11 protein-coding genes are annotated in these 21,400 nt (G+C 67.3%); 7 read left to right on the top strand and 4 right to left on the bottom strand.

Features of this window, described 5'->3' with window-relative positions; all coding sequences use genetic code 11:
• The first annotated feature begins 2 nt into the window (after positions 1-2).
• The 3 genes from edd (at position 3) to ACR9ZH_RS12980 (ending at position 3,499) form a co-directional block, all read left to right on the top strand.
• Positions 3-1,814 (top strand): phosphogluconate dehydratase, encoded by a 1,812-nt coding sequence (edd, locus tag ACR9ZH_RS12990; protein ID WP_481291171.1) that lies wholly within the window; start codon positions 3-5, stop codon positions 1,812-1,814.
• Between the two features lie 16 nt (positions 1,815-1,830).
• Positions 1,831-2,481 (top strand): bifunctional 4-hydroxy-2-oxoglutarate aldolase/2-dehydro-3-deoxy-phosphogluconate aldolase, encoded by a 651-nt coding sequence (gene eda, locus ACR9ZH_RS12985; RefSeq protein ID WP_481291170.1) that lies wholly within the window; start codon positions 1,831-1,833, stop codon positions 2,479-2,481.
• A gap of 166 nt (positions 2,482-2,647) precedes the next feature.
• Positions 2,648-3,499 (top strand): EamA/RhaT family transporter, encoded by an 852-nt coding sequence (locus ACR9ZH_RS12980; protein ID WP_481291169.1) that lies wholly within the window; start codon positions 2,648-2,650, stop codon positions 3,497-3,499.
• An 88-nt stretch (positions 3,500-3,587) separates the two neighbouring features.
• Here the strand turns inward: ACR9ZH_RS12980 and ACR9ZH_RS12975 are convergent, their stop codons facing one another.
• Positions 3,588-4,619 (bottom strand): LacI family DNA-binding transcriptional regulator, encoded by a 1,032-nt coding sequence (locus ACR9ZH_RS12975; protein WP_481291168.1) that lies wholly within the window; start codon positions 4,617-4,619, stop codon positions 3,588-3,590.
• Positions 4,620-4,685: 66 nt separating this feature from the next.
• Positions 4,686-5,975, bottom strand: coding sequence for a sugar MFS transporter (locus tag ACR9ZH_RS12970; RefSeq protein WP_481291167.1), 1,290 nt, complete (start codon positions 5,973-5,975; stop codon positions 4,686-4,688).
• A 347-nt stretch (positions 5,976-6,322) separates the two neighbouring features.
• On the opposite strand from ACR9ZH_RS12970, the gene glk reads away from it, so the two are divergent.
• The 3 genes from glk (at position 6,323) to ACR9ZH_RS12955 (ending at position 12,605) form a co-directional block, all read left to right on the top strand.
• Positions 6,323-7,351, top strand: coding sequence for a glucokinase (glk, locus tag ACR9ZH_RS12965; protein WP_481291166.1), 1,029 nt, complete (start codon positions 6,323-6,325; stop codon positions 7,349-7,351).
• A gap of 83 nt (positions 7,352-7,434) precedes the next feature.
• Positions 7,435-10,167, top strand: a complete 2,733-nt coding sequence (locus ACR9ZH_RS12960; RefSeq protein WP_481291165.1) for a TonB-dependent receptor — start codon at positions 7,435-7,437, stop codon at positions 10,165-10,167.
• Between the two features lie 161 nt (positions 10,168-10,328).
• Entirely contained in the window at positions 10,329-12,605 is a 2,277-nt protein-coding gene (locus ACR9ZH_RS12955) for a family 20 glycosylhydrolase (RefSeq protein ID WP_481291164.1), read from the top strand.
• Positions 12,606-12,740: 135 nt separating this feature from the next.
• Here the strand turns inward: ACR9ZH_RS12955 and ACR9ZH_RS12950 are convergent, their stop codons facing one another.
• Together ACR9ZH_RS12950 and ACR9ZH_RS12945 are read right to left on the bottom strand one after the other, a co-directional pair.
• Positions 12,741-17,018 (bottom strand): DEAD/DEAH box helicase, encoded by a 4,278-nt coding sequence (locus ACR9ZH_RS12950; protein WP_481291179.1) that lies wholly within the window; start codon positions 17,016-17,018, stop codon positions 12,741-12,743.
• Positions 17,019-17,097: 79 nt separating this feature from the next.
• Positions 17,098-19,017, bottom strand: coding sequence for a c-type cytochrome (locus ACR9ZH_RS12945; RefSeq protein WP_481291163.1), 1,920 nt, complete (start codon positions 19,015-19,017; stop codon positions 17,098-17,100).
• A 172-nt stretch (positions 19,018-19,189) separates the two neighbouring features.
• Between ACR9ZH_RS12945 and ACR9ZH_RS12940 the strand changes: the two genes are divergently transcribed.
• Positions 19,190-21,397 (top strand): glycoside hydrolase family 3 C-terminal domain-containing protein, encoded by a 2,208-nt coding sequence (locus ACR9ZH_RS12940; RefSeq protein WP_481291162.1) that lies wholly within the window; start codon positions 19,190-19,192, stop codon positions 21,395-21,397.
• Positions 21,398-21,400: the final 3 nt, after the last annotated feature.

Raw genomic sequence — 21,400 nt, 5'->3', positions numbered from 1 at the left:
GCATGACCATCCATCCCATCCTCGCCGAGGTCACCCAGCGCATCGTCGAGCGCAGCCGCGCCTCGCGTGCGGCCTACCTCGCCAAGATCGACGCCGCGCGCGGCAAGGGCGCGAAGCGCCACCACCTGTCCTGCGGCAACCTGGCCCACGGCTTCGCCGCCTGCGCGGAAAGCGACAAGGACGCCTTGCGCAACGGCCACGCGGCGAACCTCGCCATCGTCACCTCGTACAACGACATGCTCTCGGCCCACCAGCCGTACGAGCGCTATCCGGAACTAATCCGCCAGACCGCGCGCCTGCTTGGCGCCACCGCACAGGTGGCCGGCGGCGTGCCGGCGATGTGCGACGGCGTGACCCAGGGCCGTCCCGGCATGGAACTGTCGCTGTTCTCGCGCGACCTCATCGCCATGGCCACGGCGGTGTCGCTGTCGCACGACATGTACGAGGGCGCGCTATACCTCGGCATCTGCGACAAGATCGTGCCCGGCATGCTGATCGGCGCGTTGAGCTTCGGCCATCTCGCGGGCGCCTTCGTGCCCTCGGGCCCGATGCCTTCCGGCATTCCGAACGAAGAGAAATCGAAGGTGCGCCAGGCCTTCGCCGCGGGCAAGGCGTCGCGCGCGGAGCTGCTCGAGGCCGAGGCGCGTTCATACCACGGTGCCGGCACCTGCACCTTCTACGGCACCGCGAACTCGAACCAGATGCTCATGGAGATCATGGGCCTGCACCTGCCGGGCGCGAGTTTCGAAGCCCCTGACACGCCGTTGCGCGATGCGCTCACCCGCGCCACCGTGCAGCGTGTGCTCGCCATCGACACGCTGGGCGAGCATTACCTGCCGCTGGGCCGCATCGTCGACGAGCGCGCCATCGTCAACGGTGTCGTAGGCCTGCATGCGACCGGCGGTTCCACGAACCACCTGCTCCACCTTGTCGCCATCGCGCGCGCGGCCGGCGTGGAATTGCGTTGGGACGACTTCGACGCGCTCTCCGCCGTCGTGCCGCTGCTGGCCCGCGTATATCCGAACGGCTATGCCGACGTGAATCATTTCCACGAAGCCGGCGGCATGGGCTTCCTGATCGACCAGCTGCTCGATGCCGGCCTGCTCCACGACAACGTGAACACCATCATGGGGCCGGGCCTGCATCATTACCGCAAGGCGCCGGTGCTCGAAGGCGCCGCGCTGGTCTGGAAGCCGGTATCGAAGGAAAGCGGCAATCGCGGGGTGCTGCGCTCGATCGACGAGCCGTTCCGCCAGGACGGCGGACTGCGCATGCTCAAGGGCAACCTCGGCCGCGGCGTCATCAAGGTGTCCTCGGTGCCGGACGATCGCATGGTCGTGGAAGCGCCCGCCATCGTCTTCGACGAACAGGACGACGTGAAGGCGGCCTTCGATCGCGGCGAACTGAATCGCGACTTCGTCGCCGTCGTGCGCTTCCAGGGGCCGCGTGCGCGCGGCATGCCCGAGCTGCACAAGCTCACGCCCACGCTCAGCCTGCTGCAAGACCGCGGCCACCGCGTGGCGCTCGTCACCGACGGCCGCATGTCCGGTGCCTCGGGGCGTGTGCCTGCCGCCATCCATGTCACGCCGGAAGCGGAGTCGGGCGGTCCCATCGCGCGCGTGCGCACCGGCGATCTCGTTCGCGTCGATGCCGTTGCCGGCACGATCGAAGTGCTGGTCGACGCACAGGACTGGAATACGCGGACGCCTGACGCCGCCGACCTTGCCGCGCACCACAGCGGCATGGGCCGCGAACTTTTCGCCATGTTCCGCCAGTCCGCCGTCACGGCCGACCTGGGCGCGGGCGTGTTCTGATCCATTCGGAGTCGAGATGAGCAACGAAGCCAAGCAACAGCGTGTCGAGTCAACCCTGCGCCTTGCGCCGGTCGTGCCGGTGGTGATCATCGAGGATGCCTCGAAGGCCGTGGGCATGGCGCGTGCGCTGGTCGCCGGCGGTGTCCCCGCGATCGAAGTGACCTTGCGCACGCCGGCTGCACTCGACGCCGTGCGCGCCATCGCCGCGGAAGTCGAAGGCGCCTTCGTCGGCGTGGGCACGGTGCTCACGGCGCGCGATCTCGCGAACGCGTACAAGGCCGGCGCGAAGTTCGCCGTGTCGCCGGGCGCCGCGCCGCGCCTGCTCGACGCCGCCGACGATTCCGAGCTTCCGCTGCTGCCCGGTGCGGCGACCTCCAGCGAGGCGATGGAACTGCTGGAGCGCGGATATCGCTTCCAGAAGTTCTTCCCGGCCGTGCCGGCCGGCGGAGCGAAACTGCTCGGCGCGTGGGCCAGCCCCTTGCCGCAGATCCGTTTCTGCCCCACCGGCGGCATCAGCCTCGCGACGGCCCCGGAGTTCCTCGCCCTGCCGAACGTCGCATGCGTCGGCGGCTCGTGGCTGACGCCGGCGGACAAGCTGGCTGCCTCCGACTGGGCAGGCATCGAGGCACTGGCACGCGAAGCCGCGCAACTGCCCCGGAAGATGTAGGAGCGCGCGACGCGCGCGACAGCCTTTGAGGCCTTGAGCAGCAGGCCCTGCTGCCTTTCGCGAAAAGCTCAGCGCGCGCCAGGCGCGCTCCTACAATGGTTTGCGTGGCGCTGGACGTGCCTGCTTGTGCGATCCTTCGCACCCCGTCCGCGTCGTCGAGACTTGCATGACTTACATCCTCCTGGCGGTCGTCTTCAGCGTGGCCGTCTCGGCCCTGCTCAAGGTTGCCCGTAAGCACCGCATCGATATTCCGCAGGCCGTGGCCACGAACTACGTCGTGGCCGCCTTGCTCGCCGCGCTGCTGCTCGGCGCCACGCCGCAGGCAGCGATCGGGGCGAAGGCGACCTACGTTCCGCTGGCGCTGCTCGGCATCCTGCTGCCCGCGATCTTCCTCGTGCTGGCCCGCTCGGTCCGTACCGCGGGTATCGTGCGTACCGACGTGGCCCAGCGCCTGTCGCTGTTCCTCTCGCTCGTGGCCGCCTTCGCCTTCCTCGGTGACACGCTCACGGGCTCGAAATCGCTGGGCATCGCGCTCGCCTTCGCCGCGGTGCTGTGCGTGCTCTGGCGCAAGGAGCGCGGCCCGGCGGAACGCGGCGGCTGGCTCGCGCCGCTGGCGGTGTTCGCGGGCTTCGGTGCGATCGACATCTGCTTCAAGCTGGTCGCACAGGTCGGCGCGCCGTTCGCGAGTGCCCTGCTCGCCTCCTTCCTGATCGCAATGGTGCTGTGCTGGATAGCCGTGCTCGCGCGCGCGGCGACGCGCGCTGCCCCGGTCACCCTGCGCAGCCTCGGCTTCGGCGTGCTGCTGGGTGTGGCCAACTTCGCCAACATCCTCTTCTACGTGCGCGGCCATCAGGCCTTGCCGAAGGACCCGTCGCTGGTCTTCGCCTCGATGAACGTGGGCGTGGTGGTGCTCGGCACGCTCGTCGGCGCGTTCGGTTTCAGGGAGCGCCTGGCGATCGTGAACTGGCTGGGCATCGCACTGGCGATCGGGGCGATAGCCGTCATGGCCTACGCGTAGGAGCGCGCCTTGCGCGCGACAGCTTTTCGCTATTAGCAGCAGGCCCTGTTGCGCACGGCCACAAAACATGTCGCGCGCAGGCGCGCTCCTACAGAGGGCGTCGCGGGGCCGTGGAGCCGCGTACGACCAGGTCGGGGCTGAAGCCCTCGTTCTCGATGACGTGATCGTCGCCTTCGCGGTTGAGTTCCGCGATCAGCCGTTGTGCCGCGTGGCGGCCGATTTCCTCGGTGTTCTGGCGCGCGGTGGTGAGTGCGGGCCAGGACTGCTTCGAGAACGGGCTGTCCTCGAAGCCGGCGATGGAGAGTTCCCACGGTACGTCGACGCCACCCGAGCGGGCGGCGGCCAGCACGCCGGCCGCGATCTCGTCGTTGGAGCCGAAGATCGCGGTAGGCGGCTCCTTCAGCGCGAGCAGCTTGCGCGCGCCGCGGAAGCCATCGTCGAAGGAGTAGTCGCCTTCCACCACCAGGCGCTTGTCCACGGCGATGCCGTACTCGCGCAAGGCGTCCTCGTAACCCTGGTAGCGCTCCGGGCTGGACCGATGCCCCTTGCCGCCCCAGAGGAAGCCGATGCGGTGGTGACCGAGCTGGATCAGGTGCTCGGTGATCGCATAGGCCGCATCGCGGTCGTCCACGAACACGCAGGGCCAGCCGTCTTTCGGGTCCTGCCGCGCGGAAATGATCCGGACGAAGGGAATCTTCTGCTCGGTCAGCGCGGCGAGCAGGCGCGGTTGTTCGGACATGGGCGGGCAGAGCACGAGGCCGGCCAGCCGGTTGCGCCTGACGAGGTCGGCCAGCTGGTCCGCGAGTTTGGGCGCCGACGAATCGCAGGGATGGATCTGCAGGCCGAAGCCGCGCTCGCGGCACACCGAGAGCACGCCGTTCTGCATGGCGATGACGTAGTGCGCGTTCGGATTGTCGTAGACCAGGCCGAGGGCATAGGTGCGGGAACTGCGCAGGCTCCGCGCCGCCTGGTCGGGCTGGTAGTCGAGCGCCTCGATGGCCCGCTGGACCTTGTCCCGGGTACGCGCATGCACCGACGGTTCGTGGTTGATGACGCGGGAGACGGTCTTCAGCGAGACGCCGGCGCGTTCGGCCACGTCCTTGATGGTAGGGCTACGCAATCTACGACCCTCGATAGCAGGACGGCCATCCTAGCGGATGGCCGTCACGGAGCGAAGACGGAAGACTCAGTCGCGCACGTGCTGGCCGACCCGGTGTCCGGCCGCGCCGTAGTACAGGATGTACAGGTAACACGGCACCACCAGGCAGACGAACACAGCCTGGAAGTCGAAATGCTGCTTCAGGTGCGCGAACAGCACCGGAATGACGGCGCCGCCGGCGATGCCCATGATCAGGAAGGCCGATCCGAATTCGGTGAGCCGGCCGAGCCCCTTGATGGCGAGCGGGAAGATCGCCGGCCACATCATGGCGTTCGCGAAGCCGAGCGCGGCCACGAAGGCCACCGACACGTAGCCGCTGGTGACGTAGGTGCCGATCGAGAAGGCCACGCCGAGGATCGCCGAGAAGGCGAGGTAGCGCTGCTGCGAGACGAAGCGGGGTATCAGCAGCAGGCCGGCGACGTAACCGACCAGCATCGCGATCAGCGTGTAGGACGTGAAGTGGCTGGTTTCGGCGGGCGACATGCCGAAGCCCTGGCCATAGGTGCCGATGGCATCGCCTGCCATCACCTCGACGCCAACGTAGACGAACAGACAGAGCACGCCCAGCCACAGGTGCGGGAAGCTGAAGAGGCTGCCCTTGTCGTGGCCGATGGCGCGCTCGGAGTTGTCGCTGGACGGCTTGATCTCCGGCAGCGAGGAACGCACTACCCAGATCGCGAGCACGACGAGCAAACCGGCCATCACAAGGTAAGGCACGTGCACTTTCGAAGCGAAGGCGGCGAGCAGGGCGTCTTTCTCCGCCGGTGACGCGGCGGCTGCGATCTGCTTGTCGAGGCCGTCGATGTTGCTCATCACCAGCGCACCGAAGACGAACGGCGCCAGCGCGCCGGCCACCTTGTTGCAGATGCCCATGAAGGCGATGCGCTGCGCGCCGCTCTCGATGGGACCGAGGATGGAGATGTACGGATTGGATGCTGTCTGCAGCAGCGAAAGGCCGGCACCGATCACGAACAGGCCGGTGAGTGCGCCGGGATAGACGCGCATCGTGACGAACTGGCCGAACATCGCCGCGCCGATCGCCATGACGAAGAGGCCGAGGCCCATGCCCTTCTTCATGCCGGTCTTCTTCAGGATGAAGGAGGAGGGCAGGGCGAGGAAGAAGTACGACAGGTAGAACGCCATCGGCACCAGGAAGGCGTTCACGTCGTCGAGGTTGAAGGCAAGCTTGACGAAGGTGATCAGCGGCCCGTTGAGCCACGTGACGAAGCCGAAGATGAAGAACAGGACGCCGATGATGATCATCGGGACCAGGCTGGAATGGCGCGTCGCGTTAACCGCGGCCGTGGTGGACGACATGGATGCTTCCCTCTCGCAGGGGCCGGACCCGCCCCGATCCGGTCTTTATCGGCTTCCCTGCCCAACGTTGTCAATCGCGCCACGACGGTCCTGCGCGGCTCGTCGCACGCCGGGACACTTTCGATGCCGCGCCGCGTCAAGTGGCTTGTTCAGGCTAGACATCGGCATTTCCCGTTGCAACAGCGGGTTACGACCGAGATCCGCCAGTACGAACGCAAACGTTTCCTGCTGCAACGCGTTATGAAAAGTCGCCTGTCCTGCCCATTTGTCCTGTTGACAACGTTGTCAACGGGAGCCAAGACTCGCCGCCATAACGGGGTTGTCACGAAAGTTTAAAGGGGTAGGGCGTGGTTGAATCGGCCAAACAGCGGGAAGTGCCGCGTTCGTCGCCAGCGGGGGCGTTCCTGGCCGCCGACGTCGGCGGTACGCACGCCCGCATCGGGCTGGTTCGCAGCACGGACGCATCCTCCACGGTCATCGACGTGCTCCGCTACGAGCGCTATGCCTGCGCCGACTGGCCCAGCCTGACGGCCGTGCTGCAGGACTTCGTCGGCCGGCTGGATGGCGAGGTGGCGGTGGAACACTGCGCCGTGGCGAGCGCCGGCTACGTGCTGGGCGATGCCATCGTGAACGAGAATCTTCCATGGCCCGTGTCGATCGGCGACATCCGCCAGACCCTGGGTCTCTCCGGTCTTGCGGTGGTCAACGATTTCGAGGCCGTCGCCTATGCCTGCCAGTTCCTGCAGAGGCATGAGACGACGGCGATCATCGAGACGGATGCCGCGGCGACCGAAGGCCCGATCCTCGTGATGGGACCCGGCACGGGCCTGGGCTCCGCCGTGCTGCTGCCCGGCCGTCCGCACGCGACCGTGCTGCCGACCGAGGCCGGCCAGATTTCGCTGGCGCCGGGCAACGCGCGCGAGGTCGCCATCCTCGGCGAGCTGGCCCGCGACCGCGATTACGTTTCCTACGAGACGGCGCTCTCCGGCCCGGGTCTCGTCCATCTTTATGAAGCCGTTTCCAGGCTGCGCGGCACGCCCGCGACGCTGGCCGAACCCGCCGCCGTCACCGGCGCCGCCCTCGATGGCAGCGATGCTGCCGCGTCGGAAGCGCTGGACGTGTTCTGCGGGCTGTTGGGCAGCTTCGTCGGCGACCTCGCCCTGCTGTATGGCGCGCGCGGCGGCGTCTACCTCGCCGGAGGCATCCTGCCGCAGGTGCGCGAGCGCCTGCTCGCCAGCAGCTTCACCACCAGGTTCTTCAACAAGGGCGTCATGCGCGCCTTTCTCCAGCAAGTGCCGGTACGTCTGATGGACCACGGACAGTTGGGTGTGATCGGTGCCGCCGGTCTCTACCTGCACGGTTCGACCGCTCATTGAAGAGCGGGAAAGGAACGCAGGCTTAGTTCAAAAAGCGGGCCGCAAGGCCCATCGTCGATTACATCCTCTGAGGGGAGGACACCATGTCGCATCGTAAGAACCTGCTGACGGCGAGCATCATCGCCGGGCTTTGCTGTCTCACCGGAACCGTGGCCGCACAGGACACGACCGCACCGGCGAGACCGCAGACCGCACAGGAAAAAGCCGACGCCGCCAAGGCGGCCCAGCTGGAAGGCATCACCGTCACCGGCATCCGCGCCAGCCTCGAGAAGTCGCTCGACACCAAGCGCAACGCCGACGCCGTGGTGGAGGCGGTCACTGCCGAGGACATCGGCAAGTTCCCGAACACCAACGTCGCCGAAGCGATGACCCAGATCCCGGGCGTCGTCATCGATCGCCAGTTCGGCCAGGGCGACCGCGTGTCGATCGACGGTACGGACCCCAGCCTCAACCTCACCTTCCTCAACGGCCAGCCGATTTCGCAGACGCCGTGGCAGTACGGCGCGCAGCCGAACCGCGGCTTCGACTTCACCATGCTCGCCCCGGAAATCATCGGTCGGCTGGAAGTCTACAAGTCTCCCGAAGCACGCCTGCCGGAAGGCAGCCTGGGCGGTACCATCCTGCTGCACACGCTGCAGCCGCTGGACCTTCCGGCCAACACGATCCGCGGCTCGTTCGGCCTGAACTACAACGACCAGGCCACCCCGGGCACGCGTCCGAACGCTTCGGCACTGTATAGCTGGAAGAACAGCAGCAACACGTTCGGCGTGATCGGCTCCGTGCAGCACTATGAGGAAAAGATCGACCGCCAGGGCTTCGAGATATTCAGCTACAGCCCGGTGTCGAAGTGGGCCTCGAGCCCCGCCGTAGCGGCCGGCATCGCCGACGGCTCGCTCGATCCGAACGCGAAGGTGCCCGATGAGGTGAACTCCGCGTGGTTCCAGCAGAAGCGCAAGCGCGATACCGCGACCCTGGGCTTCCAGATCCGTCCGACGGACAACTGGGACATCGACATCAACAACCTGTTCGTCCGCGAGAACTTCGACAACTGGAACCAATCGCTGTATCCGTTCACCGGCGCCACGCCGGGTAACGTGACCAGCTTCAACCAGGGGCCGAACGGCGTGGTCACCGGCGGCCATGTCTGCGGCAACGACTCGGTCGGCTGCCCGGCGATTGCGCAAGGCACGTTCGACAGCAACATCCGCAAGTCGGTGGTGCGCACCTCGGCTTTCGACCTGAAGTCGACCTACCGAGGCGACGGCTGGAAACTGGCCGGCGCCGCCGGCTACAGCAAGGCGGTGAACAACAACATCTCGCAGGCCGTGATGGAGCCGGTTTACGCCGGCGGCTACACCTGGGACATCAACAAGGGCTTCGCCTTCGACAATCCCGCCGCCGCGCGCGATCCGGCCAACTGGCACATGGGCGACGTGGACGGCCTCGGTGGCTGGCCCGGCAACTATGGCGACTATTCGGCACAGGCGCGCGACACGTACGCCCAGCTCGATTTCTCCAAGTACTTCGACTCGTTCTTCAATGAACTCGCCTTCGGCTACCGCTGGAACCGCCACGAGGAAGGCATGCAGGCGCATGTCTACGGCGGGAACGCACCGACCAACCTCGCTGCTCTCGGCTTCGGCGGCTTCACCGATACCCTGGACGCTTTCGACGGCGCGCTGGACGGATCGTCGAGCCACGTGATGCCGGACCGCGACGCGCAGTATGCGTGGGTCCGTAACACCAACGGCGGCAACGAAGATCCGGGCACCTATCTCAACGGCACCTACAAGCTCGTCGAGAAGACCAACGCGGCCTACCTGCAGGCGAACTTCGCCGGCGGCGACTTCCACGGCAACGTGGGCATCCGCTACGTGGACACCAAGACCGACGGTACCGGCTTCAACTACAGCGGCGCCCCGGTCCTTCCGGCACCTCCGGGTTCGTGGCAGACCTCGTCGAAGACCACGAAGAACTGGCTGCCGAGCCTGAACATCGCCTACGACCTGGCCGAAGACGTGGTGCTGCGCCTGGCCGCCGCCAAGGTGATCGCGCGTCCGCCGTACAACATGCAGGTGAACAACCTGTTCCTCAACGATTCGGTGCTCACCGGCTCCGGCGGCAATCCCGACCTGAAGCCGTACGAATCGAAGAACTTCTCGCTCTCCGGCGAGTGGTACTTCGCGCCGCAGTCGTACATCGCGCTGACCGGCTTCTACAAGAAGATCGAGAATTACACGTTTGTCGATTCGGCCCCGGAGACGCAGTTCAACTCGGGCCTCTTCACTGACCCGACCACCTTCGCGCGCCAGGTCGCACAGGGTCTCTGCACGCCGGACGGCTTCTGCACCTATAGCATCAGCCGGCCCCGCGACACGGGCTCGGGCAAGGTGCGCGGCGGCAGCCTGAGCTATCAGCAGGCCTTCTGGGATACCGGCTTCGGCGTCACGGCGAACTACACCTATGCCAAGGGCACGCTCGATTCCGGTGGTTCGCTGCCTTACAACTCGAAGAACTCGTATTCGGTGAGCCCGTACTACGAAATGGGCCCGTTCAGCGCCCGCATCACCTACAACTGGCGCAGCAAGTACCTCGCCGGCGGCTATATCGCCGGTGCGCCGCCGGCCACCACGGCCGACTACGGCGATCTTGGCGCGACGCTCGGCTGGAAGCTCAACCAGCAGGTCTCGTTCACCCTCGCGGGCATGAACCTGACCAACGAGAAGTACAAGCAGTACATCGGCATCACCGCGATGCCGGTAGCCAAGTACACCACCGGCCGCCGCTACATGGCCTCGGTGCACTTCGACCTCTGATAAAGCGTCATGGATGCGCGGCCACGGACGGCCGCAAACGCAGCCCTCGAAGCTCCATTCCCCTCGGGTCCGTCAATTCCTCGATTGGGCCCGTTTTTTTGCCCGTGAAAAGAGCTTCCCACATACAATCGAACGACTGCCCGATACGACAGGAGCCCTCGATGCGCCGTTTCCTTCTCCTCGCGATGGCCGCCGGCCTCAGCGCCTGCGCAAGTCAACCGAGGCACGAAGCCGGTCCCATCGACCAGACGCCGCTCTCGCTCATCCCGATGCCCGCGCAATTGCAGCGCGCGCCGGGACACTTCCGGATGGACGCCCTGACGAAGATCGCGGTGACGCCGGGCGACACGCAGGCCAGGCGCGTAGCCAGCCAGTTGCAGGGATGGATCCGCCAGGCGCGCGGCACCGCGCCGGAGATCGTCGAAGGCAAGGCGGGGACCGAATCCATCGCGCTGGTGACGCAGGCAAACATTAAGGGCCGCGAGGCCTATACGCTCGACGTGAGCGCCGACGGCGTGCGCATCGCGGCGAATGACGAAACCGGCCTGTTCTATGGCGCGGTCACGTTCTGGCAGCTGCTGACCGACCCCAATGCGCGCAACGGCGTGCCGGGGCTGCACATCGCCGATGCGCCGCGCTTCGAATGGCGCGGGCTCATGCTGGATTCGAGCCGGCACTTCCAGTCGGTGAGCGAGATCGAGCACCTGCTCGACCAGATGGCGATGCACAAGCTCAACACCTTCCACTGGCATCTCACCGATGACCAGGGCTGGCGCCTGCAGATCGAGAAGTACCCGAAGCTCACCGAGACGGGCGCCTGCCGCAAGGCCGTCGGTCCCGATACCGCGCTCAGCGGCGGCGACGACAAGCCGTATTGCGGCTTCTACACCCAGGAGGAAGCGAAGCAGATCGTCGCCTACGCAGCCGAACGTCACATCACGGTGGTGCCCGAGATCGAGATGCCGGGTCATGCGCAGGCTGCGGTGGCGTCCTATCCCAAGGTTGGTGCGAGCGGAAAGAAGCTCGCGGTATCCTCGGACTGGGGCGTGAATACCGCGCTCTACAACGTCGACGACGGCACGTTCACCTTCCTGCAGGACGTGCTGGACGAAGTGATGGCCATCTTTCCGTCGACCTACATCCACGTGGGCGGCGATGAGGCGGCCAAGGACGAATGGGAGCGGTCGAAGACGGTGCAGGCGAAGATGAAGTCGCTGGGCATCGACGACGAGGAGAAGATGCAGGGCTGGTTCATCGCCCGCATCGGCGACTACCTCGAACGCCACGGCCGCCGGCTGATCGGCTGGGACGAGATCCTCGACGGCAAGGTGCCGGCGAGCGCCACGGTCATGTCGTGGCGTGGCACCGAGGGTGCGATCAAGGCCGCGAATGCAGGGCACGACGTCGTGCTGGCGCCGTCGCCGACACTGTACCTCGACCGCCTGCAATCCACGCTGCCCGACGAGCCGCCGGGCCGCCCGTCCGCGCAGACGATGAAGACGATCTACGACTTCGATCCGGTGCCCTCCGCCATCGCGGCCGACAAGGCGCGGCACGTGCTCGGCGCCGAGGTCACGGTCTTCACCGAATACCTGCCGAACTGGTACCGCACGCAGCACGCGATCTTCCCGCGCATCGCCGCCCTGGCGGAGCGCACCTGGTCGCCGAAGGCGGACTGGAACGGTTTCCTCGCGCGCATGCCCGTGCAGATGTCGCGTTACCGTGCCGCGGGCATCGTGCCTTCCGATGGTGCGTTCGCCGTGGCCATCGCGGCGGAGTCCGCCGACGGCGGCAACGCGAAGGTCACGCTCTCGAACCAGACGGGTTACGGCACGCTGCGCTACACGACGGACGGTTCGGCGCCCACCGCGCAGTCGACGGCGTATACGGGGCCCTTCGATGTCGCGCTGCCGGCCACGGTGCGTGCGAATGCGTTCGACGGCGGCTTCGGGCTCGCCGGGCCGCGCGATCGCGCGATCGACGCGAAGTCGCTGCTGCGGCGGACCAGCGACGAACTGGATACGTGCAGCGACAAGCTCGTGCTCAGGCTGGAGTCGCCGGACACGGTGGATGGCCAGCGGCCCGTGTACAAGGTGGACATCATGGACACCTGCTGGCTGTGGAAGGGCGTGAAGCTCGACGGCCGCTATGGCGTCGCCGTCACCGTCGACCGCCTGCCGTACAACTACGCCCTGTGGAAGGACGCGAAGAACGTCGTCTCGCGCAAGGCGCGCTCGGCGGCCGGGGAACTGGAAGTGCGCCAGGACACCTGCGACGGACCGAAGCTGGCGACGATTCCACTGGCGAAGGCGAAGGATGGCCGCGCCACGCTGGACGGCATCCTGCCCAAGCGCGAAGGCACGCACGATCTCTGCTTCGTGATCACCGGCAAGCCGGGGCCGAAGATGTGGGTCCTCGGCGACGTGCAGCTACGCTGACTCAGCATTGTAGGAGCGCGCTTGCGCGCGACAGTCTTTCGCGACGTGGCAACAGGTCCTGCGGCTCCTCGCGAAAAGCTGTCGCGCGCGGGGCGCGCTCCTACAGGCGCGCGGTGTCCGTGTCAGGTGGCGGGGTCAGGCGGTCTGGAAGGTCGCTTTGCGCTGCAACGAGCTTCGCGCCTCGCGCTCCTCGTCGCCTTCCAGCGGCATCAGCGTTACGAACTTCCCGGCGACCATTGCGGCCAGCGGCAGGCCGTCGCGGATCGCGATGCGGTTGCCGAGGGTGGCCGGGACCTTCGTTCCGGCCATGATCGTGCCGACGAGGTTCAAGGGATCGGTGCCGGCGATGCAGACGATCTCGCCGTCGTGCGCGCGGTGCCGGATCTGCCGCAGCGCCGGCAGAGCCTCCGGCAGCGCGAACTGTTCGCCTACCAGCCCGTCGACGAAGCGGCCGCCGCGGATCTCGCCACGCGCTTCGAGCCGGTGGTAGACGCGGCGCAATTCGCGCCACGGCGGTAACCACGCGGCCTCGCGTTCCAGGATGCGCCAGCTGACCACGCCGTAACGGCGCAGCAGCGTGCGTGCGATGTGCTCCAGGCCGTCGGCATCGTTGCGCTGTTCGCTTGGGCGGCGGGCGAGCGCCCAGCGGCCGGCATCCTCGATGCCGCTCAGCATGTGCCGCCGCGTGCGCCGGTGACGGCTGCCGTTGCGTTTCGAGGCAGGCAGGAGGAGGGCGCGCAGGCCGGCGAAGCTGTCCGCGGTGACGCGGCCGGCGGCTACCAGTTCGCCCAGCGCATCCTCGAGTTCGGTGCGCAGCAGGCGCGTGGCGGAGGCGAGTTCGTCGAAGAACAGTGCGCCTTCGTCGCGCAGCGTTTCCGCCACGGCCTGGGCGCGCGACGACAGCGAGGCTTCCTCGTTGGCCGCCGGTGCCGCCGCCGACCATACGGCCAGCTGGCGTCGCGGCAGGAGCACGATAGGCGTCGAGCGCACGGGACCACCGCTGCCGGTGCCCAGGCGCAGGCGGCTCCAAACCACGCGGCCGGCGCGGCAAAGGTCGTCCAGCCAGCCGATGCCGTAGTCGTTGACGCGCGCCGGCAGCAGTTCGGCCTCCCACGCGCCTGCGGCGGCCTCGTAACCCTCGAGCTGGCCGATCACGCCGGCCAGCGCGTCGGGTCCCGATACCTGGGTGGCCCGGGTCAGGTGTTGCCAGTCGAGCAGGAAGCGGTAGAAGTCGCGCCGCGTTACCGGCTCGATCTCGCGCCGCAGGCGGCCGATGGTGTAGCGATGGATGCGCGCGAGCAGGTGCCGCTCGCACCATTCGGTCTCCGTCGTGCCCGGCGAGAACGGGCCGCGCATGACATAGCCTTCGCTTTCCAGCGTCGTCAGCGCGAGATCGACGTCCGGAAGCGCGACGCCGAGCGACGCGGCCAGCGTCGCGGCAGGCACGGGGCCGAGCCCGCCCAGGCGTCCACGCACGATCTCGACCAGCGCCGCTTCGGCCGTCCATGCCTGCGCCTCGAATTCGGCCGGCGCAACGATGGCAGGAGCCATCGACAGGCCAGGCCGCAGCGCACGCCATACCGGCAGACGTTCGGCAGCAACCCAGAGCGGCACAGCATCGCCGCCCAGCAAGGTCGCACGCGCATCCTTCGCCAACGCGCCGAGCAGCTTTGCCCAGCCCGCGTTGTCGCGAACCTCGTCAAGCGTGACGGCACCGAGCTGAACCAGCGCCTCGTGCATTTCATCGGCGCTGCGTGCCTCGGGCCAGGCTTCCCCGCGTACCGCGTCGATCGCCTCCGCGTCCAGCCGGCCGAGGTCGTCCGCGCTTTCGGCATCGTTCCAGCGTCGCGACTGCACCGCCTGCGTACGGCGCTCTTCCAATGGCGCGTCGTCGAGGAAGGCGTAAGGCGCGGCGTTGAGGATCTCCGAGGCGAGCGGCGACGGCGTGGCGAGGTCGCGTGCGTGCATGGTGATGGCGCCCGACTCCAGGCCGCGCAGGACCTCCAGCAGGCCTTCGCAGTCCATCGCCTCGTGCAGGCAGTCGTCGAGCGTCTGCTTTACCAGCGGATGCTCGGGCACCTCGCGTTCGCCCGCGAGGTTTTCCGCGCAGGCCACCTGGTCGGGAAACACGGTGGCGAGGAGGTCCTCGCTCTTCATGCGCTGCAATTGCGGCGCCACCTTCCGTCCGCCGGAGAAACGCGGCAGGGCAAGCGCGGTCGTGGCGTTCCAGCGCCAGCGCACGCCGAACAGCGGCGCGTCCAGCAGCGCCTGGATCAGCACATGCTCGGCGGAATTCGAATGCAGGTAGCGCGCTACTTCGTCCAGCGGAAAGCTGTGGCTCGTGGACAGTGAGAGGACGATCGCGTCTTCGGTGGCCGCCGCCTGCAGTTCGAAATTGAACTTGCGGCAGAAGCGCTTGCGCAGGGCAAGGCCCCACGCGCGATTGATGCGGCTGCCGAATGGCGTGTGGATGATGAGCTGCGTGCCGCCGGACTCGTCGAAGAAGCGTTCCATCACCAGCGTCTCGCGGGTCGGCAGGGCACCGAGGGCGGCGCGCGCGCGGAACAGGTAATCCACGATCTGCTCCGCCGCAGCCTCGATCAATCCCACCACGTCCACCAGGTGTGCAAGTGCGGCCTCGCGGCCCCCCTCGTCGAATGCCGCGGAGATCTCCGTACGCAGGCGCGAGACGCCCATCGACAGCTCGTTCGTGCGTCCCGGCGCTTCGCCCAGCCAGAACGGGATGTTCGGCGGCGCCCCCTGGGCATCCTCCACGCGCAGGCGTCCCATTTCCACGCGGAGGATGCGGTAGGAACGATTGCCGAGCTGGAAGATGTCGCCGGCCAGGCTTTCCACGGCGAAATCTTCGTTCACCGTACCGACGACGGTCGCCTGCGGTTCGAGCACGACGTTGTAATCGCCGGTATCGGGAATGGTGCCGCCCGAGGTCACCGCCGTAAGGCGCGCGCCGCGCCGTTCGCGCAGGCGGCGGTTCACCGCATCGCGGTGGATGTAGGAGCCGCGCGGACCGACGCGCGTGGTGAAGCCATCGGCCAGCATGCGCACCGTCTCGTCGAAGGTCTCGCGCTTCAGGTGGCGGAAGGGATAGGCGCGGCGGACGAGGTCGTAGAGCGCGTCCTCGTCCCATTCCTGGGAGGCGACCTCGGCGACGATCTGCTGGGCCAGCACGTCCAGCGGCGCCTCGGGAATGACCAGCGTGTCGAGTTCGCCGCGCCGCACGCAGTCGAGCAGGGCTGCGCATTCCACCAGGTCGTCGCGCGAGATGGGGAACAGGCGCGCCTTCGGCGTACCGCCCACGGCGTGACCCGCCCGGCCGGCGCGCTGCAGGAAGGCGGCGATGGAACGCGGCGAGGCGATCTGGCAAACCAGGTCGACGTCGCCGATGTCGATGCCCAGCTCGAGCGACGCCGTGGCGACCAGCGCGCGCAGCTCGCCGCGCTTGAGGCGCTGCTCGGCGTCGAGGCGCTGCTCGCGCGACAGGCTGCCGTGGTGCGCGGTGACGGCCTCCTTGCCGAGCCTCTCGGAGAGGTGCCGAGCGACGCGTTCCGCCATGCGCCGCGTGTTGACGAAGACCAGCGTGGTCCGGTGTTGTTCGACGAGGTTGCCGAGGCGGTTGTAGACCAGCTCCCACATGTCGTTCGACATCACCGGCTCGAGCGGCACCGGCGGCAGCTCGAGGGCGAGGTCGCGACGGCGCGTATGGCCGATGTCGACGATGGCGCAGTCCTCGCGCTCGTTGCCGGTGAGGAAGGCGGCCACCTTCTCGATGGGCTTCTGCGTCGCGGAAAGGCCGATGCGCGTGATGCGCCGCTGTGCGATGGATTCCAGGCGTTCCAGCGACACGGCCAGGTGGCTGCCGCGCTTGCTGGAGGCGACGGCGTGGATCTCGTCCACGATCACTTCGCGGATATCGCTCAGGATGGCCCGGCCGGATTCCGAGCCGAGCAGCACGTAGAGCGACTCCGGCGTGGTGACGAGGATATGCGGCGGACGGCGCTTCATCCGCTCGCGGTCCGCCGACGGCGTGTCGCCCGTGCGGACGGCGGTGCGGATTTCCAGGTCCGGCAGGCCGAGCTTGCGCAGCTCCTCGCGGATGCCGGCCAGGGGCGCCTCCAGGTTGATCCGGATGTCGTTCGACAAGGCCTTCAGCGGCGACACGTAGAGGATCGTGGTGCGATCACGCAGGCCGCCCTGTTCCACGCCCTCGCGCACGAGCACGTCGATGGCCGAGAGGAAGGCCGTAAGGGTCTTGCCCGAGCCGGTCGGCGCGGCCACCAGCGTGTGCCGCCCCGAGCGGATGGCCGGCCACGCGGCCACCTGCGCCTCGGTGGGCGCGGGGAACGCGTTCGCGAACCAGGCGGCGACGGCGGGATGGAAGGCGGCGAGCGGCATCGACTTTTGTGAATTCATTGAATCACTTAAGTGGGGGCCGGCGGCCCCGATGGCAAGCCGGAAGAGTACTCCCTTGCCGTCACAGGGTCTTCAGATACTCGATGATCGCCGCCCGCTCCGCATCGGTCAGCACGTCGGTGAACTCGTGCCCCTTGTTGGACTGGCTATACATCCGCGTGTTGTACATCTTGCGGTCTTCCACCTGCCCGTTGGTGAACGCCGGGGCCAGTATCGTGCCGAGGAGGTTCCAGCTGAGCGAACCGTTGGCGAACAGCAGCGACAGTGCGGCGCGGACCAGGGGTGTGTCGAAAGGGTCGGCCGGAAAGCAACGCTGGTAAGGCGACAGGCTGCTCGCCCCGCACGCGAGGGTGTCGTATTTCCAACCCAGCCTCACCGGATCGTAGCCTCGTGCGAGGTCGGTCTCGAAACCCATGACGAATCCTGGCTGGGCAGGCTTGGACAGGCGCCGCCAGAAGGTGGGCCGTTCCGACGATTTGAGTACGGCCTCCACGGTGGGGACGGAGCCGTTGTGGAAGTACGGCGCCGAAGCCCAGACTCCGTATAGCGGCTGCGCGAGATAGCCGATGGCGTTGTACTCCTCGGCACAGCCCGGCTTGCCGTCGTAGCCGAAAAAGCTGACCTGCATCTGCGCCTCCACCGCGGCGCTGTTGGCATCCATGCGCGCGGGATCGGTCTGGATGATGTCGATGGGCGTCACGTAGCCCGCCATGCCTTCGAGCAGCGGTGTCGCGAGGAACGCCGGATCGTCCACATAGCGCTTCGCATACGCGCCATGGCAGCTCGCACACGAGCCATTGCCCGCTTCCGGCCGGCGCACCGGGTTATGTCTTTCCGGGGCCCACAGGTCCAGCGTGTGGAAAAGCACCGCACCCTCTTCCGCCAGCGCATCGTCGACAGGCAAAGGATAGGTCGGCGCCTTGAGGCCGAGCAGCCAGGTATTGACGGCCGCTTCGTGTTCCAGGATCCAGTCGAAGCCCAGCTGGTATTGGGGCATCGCAGCGTACGGCATATACCAGGATAGTTCGATCCGGGTGGAGTCCGCGCTCATTCCCGCGTCGAAGAATTTGGCCGGGCGATGGCCGAGATTCCACCAGTTCGGTGCGTCTTCGCTGCCGCTCGAGCCGGAAATCCAGAAGCCGGGATTGAAGATCGCGGGCCACGTGCCGGTGTCGAACAGCGTGAGCAAGGCGAACATCTGGAAGTTCGTGATGTTGCCGCTGCCGCGGACCCGGTTGAGGCTGAGCAGGCTGAAGCCATGGTTTGCGTTCCCCCATTCGCTCAGCAGGAGGTTTACGTCGGTCAGCCCGGCATTCCCCTGTATTGGCCCCAGCCCCGGGCCGTCGGCAGGCTTGCCCACTTCGCCGCTGTGGCACACCGCGCAGGTGAGGCCGATCTGCCCGCTCCAGCGACCGTCGGGAAGGCGCGTCTGCGTCATGGCGATGGGCAGTTGCCCACTGCCGCCGTTGGTGAGGTTAGGGTCCTCGCCCGGCAACGGGTACGGATTGCGTGTGCTGCCCAGCGGCGTGCCGTATCGTTCGGCCAGCATCCGGTCGTAGTTCGCAGGCCGCGTTAGCCGGCCCCAGCGCAGCCAGAGCAGGTTGTATTGCGCCGCCGAAATGGAAAACGGCCCCGAGGCCTGCCCGCTGCCGAACTGCCAGCCAGCCTCGGGATCGCCGTTGCCGACCACGATGCGCGCGCCTTGCGCGGCCTCTGCCCGCAAGGCGCCGCACGTGGCGGGCTGGTGGGCCAGGCACGCGTGCCAGCCGACGTTGAAGGCCACGGCGCGATCGTTCGTGGGAATCACGAGCGACCTTGGATCGCCCGGTAGAGGAGCGGCGTCGGGCTTGCCTTCGCAATAGTCGAACCAGTAATGGCCGCCATGCGAACTGCCAAGCAGATCGGAGGATGGCGCAGCAGGCGCGGCGAGACCAAGAAATGCACCCGCCATCCATGCAAGCGATCGTCGATGCGTACTCATGAGGACCTCCATGTCCCGGTATCCCCCATCCATTTCCTGGCGAAACATGCGCCGCGGAAGGTTTCGTCGTCGTGAAACGATCATGTCGTGCCCGTAAAAGGCGAAGGGTGGGCTTGCACTGGGAGCGTTACTTGGCGATGGTGAGGCATTCCCCCGAACCGCAGCCGTGACCATGTCCGAGATCGCACGTTTCCGTATCCTCGCCGTTGCCGTCGCCGCCGGCATGGCCGGGTCCACCCACGCCGCGGCGCCCGCCGCGCATCCCTGGATGGACCGCTCGCTGTCGCCCGACCGCCGCGCGGAGCTGATCGTCGCGGCGATGACCGACGACGAAAAATTCCGGATGATCCGTGCCGACTTCGGCCAGGTGAAGGAGAAAGGTCCCAATCCTCCGGGCGCCTTGAACGGCGCAGGCTTCGTTCCGGCGTTTCCGCGCCTTGGCCTGCCCTTCCTCAACGAAACCGATGCCGGCCTGGGCGTCACCCGTGACGGCAACGACGGCAAGGGAGCGATCTCGCTGCCTGCCGGTCTCGCCACGGCGGCGAGCTTCGATCCCGCCGTCGCCCACGCCGGCGGCCGCATGATCGGCGGCGAGGCCCGGGGCAAGGGTTATGGCGTGCTGCTTGCCGGTGGCCTCAACCTGACCCGCGATCCGCGCAACGGCCGCAATTTCGAATACGCCGGCGAAGACCCGTTGCTGGCCGGCACGATCGTCGGCGCTACGGTGAAGGGCGTCCAGGAACGCAAGGTGGTCGCCACGGTGAAACACTTCGTCATCAACGACCTGGAATCCGGCCGCAACACACTCAGTTCCGACATCGATCCGGTGGCCTTGCGCGAATCCGACCTGCTCGCCTTCCAGCTCGCGATCGCCAAGGGCGATCCCGGTTCGGTCATGTCGTCGTATAACCGGGTCAACGGTACGTACGCCGGCGAGCACGACTGGCTGCTCAACCAGGTGCTGAAGCAGGAATGGGGCTTCAAGGGCTACGTCATGTCCGACTGGGGCGGCGTTCACAGCGGCGCGAAGGCCGCGTTGGCCGGGCTCGACCAGGAATCCGCCGGCGAAGCCTTCGACAAGGAGGTGTACTTCGACAAGCCGTTGCGTGCGGCCCTCGCCTCGGGCGAATTCCCGAAGGCGCGGCTGGACGACATGGTGAAGCGCATCATGCGGACGCTGTTCGCCCACGGCGTGATCGACGAGCCGATGAAGAAGGGTAACGTGCCTTACGACGCCGACCGTATCGTCGCGCGCGATACGCTGGAAGCCGGCGCGGTGCTCCTGCGCAACGAAGGCGGCCTGCTGCCGCTATCGAAGAACCAGTCGGTGGCGGTCATCGGCGGTCACGCCGACAAGGGCGTGTTCGCCGGCGGCGGCTCCTCGCTGGTGCGCGACGTGGCGGGTGACCCGGTGCCCGGCTTGCAGCCGCAGGCCTGGCCCGGCCCGATGATGTACCACCCCTCGGCGCCGCTTACCTTCATGCAGAAGCTCGGCGGCAAGGTGAGTTTCGATCCGGGTACCGATCCCGCCGCCGCGGCAAAGGCGGCGGCAGGCGCGGACGTGGCCGTCGTCTTCGTCACCAAGTGGGCGGCGGAATCCTTCGACGCGCCGGACCTCGCCCTGCCCGACGGCCAGGACGCGCTCATCGAAGCGGTGGCGAAGGCGAATCCGAAGACGGTGGTGATCCTCGAGACCAACGGCCCGGTAAAGATGCCGTGGCTCGAGCGCGTGGACGCGGCGATGGAGGCCTGGTATCCGGGCTCGGGCGGCGGCGAAGCGATCGCGCGCCTGCTTTACGGCGTCAGCGCACCGTCCGGCCGCCTGCCGCTGAGCTGGCCGAAGGACGAATCGCAGCTGCCGCGCGCCACGATCGAAGGCGCCGGGCTCTATTCGAAAGCCAAGCCGGCCGACAACGTGGATTACAACATCGAAGGCGCGGACGTCGGTTACCGTTGGTACGAGAAGACGAAGCGCGAACCGCTGTTCGTGTTCGGCTACGGCCTGACGTACACCAGCTTTGCGTACAGCGGCTTCGGCGTGGACAAGGATGCGAAGGGCAACCCCGTTGCTCATGTCACGGTGAAGAACACCGGCAAGGCCGCCGGTGCCGACGTACCGCAGATCTATGTCACCGCACCGGGCGCGGCCACGCGCCGCCTCGCGGGCTGGACGAAGGTCGCGTTGAAGCCGGGCGAAAGCCGTCGCGTGGACATCGCGCTGGAACCGCTGGCGCTCGCGCGTTACGACGACAAGGCCAGGCGATGGCGCGTCGCGGCGGGCACCTATGCGGTGAAGCTGTCGCGCTCGGCGTCCGATGTCGTGGAAGAGAAGAGCGTGTCGCTCGCCGAAAGCTTCCCGGTAGTGAAGGCACCGCAGTGACGA

The sequence above is a fragment of the Luteibacter sp. SVR4-7G genome (assembly GCF_056755555.1).
This window is presented reverse-complemented; position numbering and strand designations above follow the sequence as displayed.